The organism is Protofrankia sp. Cj3 (genome assembly GCF_917627355.1).
Taxonomy (GTDB): Bacteria; Actinomycetota; Actinomycetes; order Frankiales; family Frankiaceae; genus Protofrankia.
In genome coordinates this window covers 4,995-7,137 of the sequence record NZ_CAKJTR010000241.1, presented here as the reverse complement: position 1 = coordinate 7,137, position 2,143 = coordinate 4,995, and the positions used below count along the sequence as shown (strand labels likewise).

General features: G+C 68.3%; 3 protein-coding genes. 1 reads left to right on the top strand and 2 read right to left on the bottom strand.

The features are described 5' to 3' along the window. The first annotated feature begins 345 nt into the window (after positions 1-345). A complete protein-coding gene (locus MJ783_RS21310) occupies positions 346-771 on the top strand; it encodes a hypothetical protein (protein WP_239313182.1) in 426 nt (141 codons plus the stop codon). 137 nt (positions 772-908) lie between these two features. Here MJ783_RS21310 and MJ783_RS21305 read toward each other — a convergent pair whose 3' ends face one another. Beyond that, the gene (locus tag MJ783_RS21305; protein ID WP_239313181.1) at positions 909-1,178 is read right to left on the bottom strand and encodes an integrase; all 270 of its coding nucleotides are present in this window, start codon (positions 1,176-1,178) and stop codon (positions 909-911) included. Positions 1,179-1,712: 534 nt separating this feature from the next. Then, on the bottom strand, positions 1,713-2,143 hold a 431-nt coding region (locus MJ783_RS21300), incomplete at its 5' end, for a transposase (protein WP_239313180.1).

The window sequence follows — 2,143 nt, the reverse complement described above, 5'->3', positions numbered from 1 at the left end:
CTGCAATTCCACTGGCCAGCGCGGTGGTACACGTGGGGAGCGGTGGGTGCGATGGTGATCGAGGTAGACGGCCGGGAAGTCGGCCGGCTGCGCCACGGCAAGACGGTGGTAACCTCCGTCGAGTCCGGGCGGCGCACCCTGCGGGCCTGGGGGTCGCCTCCTTGGGTTTGGCAAGTTCGCAGCGTGCCTCTGGAGTTGAGGTTGACGCCCGGCGAGGACGTGCGTCTGGAGACCGGGTTCTCGAGGGGCGCATGGAAAAACGAGCTCTCACTGGTCCGGATCGACGGGGGCGCGGCGGTGCCACCTGTGGAGTCGGCCGCCTCATCGGCTGCACAGGTGCTTAGGGTGACTGAGACGCACCGCTCCGAGGAGCCGATCGGCACTGAGACCCGGCGGATCGACAACACTGCCGGTACCTCTCGGCTGACTCGGACCATGCGGGTGACCAGGGAATGGAGTCGCACGGTCAGCCTCGACCTCAACGCCAGTCACCGTGCCTCCATTGGCGCGCAGGCCGGTCCGGCGTGGCTGGCGCTGCAGCCCAGCGTCGAGCAGACTCTGTCAGACAACTACTCGGTCTCGGCGGGGCGCCGCGAAGAGTTCGCCGAGGAGATTGGCGTCGAGGTCGAGCCGGGTACTGCCCTCACCGTCGTCCTGGCCTGGAAGCGGCTGTGGCAGCACGGTATGGTCCACCTCCTGTCCCGGGGGCGCCAGGTCGAGCTCCCGTTCCGGGTGGCCGTCGGCATCACTTTCGACCAGTCCATAGCGTAATTTCGGCGGCGATGCTCCACAGCGTGGTCGGCGCGCCAAACCCCTCGAAGGGGGCCTCGCTGGTCCGTTCGTGGACCCCGCCGGGCGTACGGATGTGCGTACGAGCCTGCGGGTGCCGAAAACCCTGTCCGTTCAGGTCAAGCGGCATGTTGATACTCGTGGATGATGCCGCCGAGGCGGTCATGTCTACGGATGTCGAGGTGCGTGACCGTGGCCAGATCGGTGATCGGTTCCGGCAGTGGGTGCAGGGGTCTGGCGTTCGCGATGTCCCGGTGGGGGCGGTGCGCGTTGTGATGCTGCTCGTACTGGTTCAGCGCGTGTAGCAGGTGTGCCTGCTTCCAGATCACCGTGCGGTCCAGCAGCTCGTGGTGGCAGCGTTTGATCCACCGCTCCATGATCGCATTCATGTGCGGCATCCGGACGCCGCTGAGCAGCACCTGGATCCCGGTGTCGGCGAGGATCGCGTCGAACAGCGGCGGGTACCTGACGTCCCGGTCATGGATGAGGACGCGTGCCTGGCATCCCGTGTCCTGCAGGTCCCATCGCGAGGGTGCGCACGGCCTGGGTCACCCAGGCGGCGGTGGGGCGCGCGGTGGCGTCCAGGGCCCGGACCCGCCGGGTGGCGTGTCCGATGACGGTGAGGAGGTACATCCGGGTGCTGGTGGGCGTCACCGTTTCGCAGACGTCGGCGGCGAGGATGGTGTCGCCCTGGGAGGGACTGTGGCGCCGAAGCGCAGTGTGGTGTTGGGGTACACCCAGCGCCGCACCTCCAACGGGCTTGTGGCGAGTCGGATCGGCGTCCGCGGAGCCTGGCGTCCAGCCCTGTCCCGGCCAGAATTCCCACTCGTCGAAGAAGACGCGCAGGCCGGCGCGTTCCAGATTCTCTGGCGCTGTTGCATTGGGCGGAGGCAGGGCGTGCTGGAGCCGTCTCGGGCGGGCGGTCAGATGGCCAGGGTGAGCTCGGTGAAGGCAGCCGTCAGCCGGTTCCGGAGGTCGGCATCGACGCCCAGTTCGTAGTGGCCGCGGCGGATGTTCTGCACGGACGCGTGCCCGGAGCCGATGGTCTGTGCGGAGCGGAGGCGTTTCAGGCCGCGCATCGGCCGTAGTCGTGCCTTGAACCGGCCGTGGTCGGCTTCGATCGGATTGTTCGCGTACTGGTCGTCGACGTGATGAGCGGCGGGGAGCTGTTCGTCGAGGAGTCGTGGGTAGGAGGCGGCCCGGTCGGTGGTCACCTCGACGGGCCGCCGGCCGTGGGACAGGGCGCGGGTGAAGAACCGGCGGGCCGCGGCGAGATCCCGCTTCTCGGAGGCCAGCACGTCGATGACCTGGCCGAACTGGTCGACGGCCCGGTACAGATAGGTCCATCGTCCGG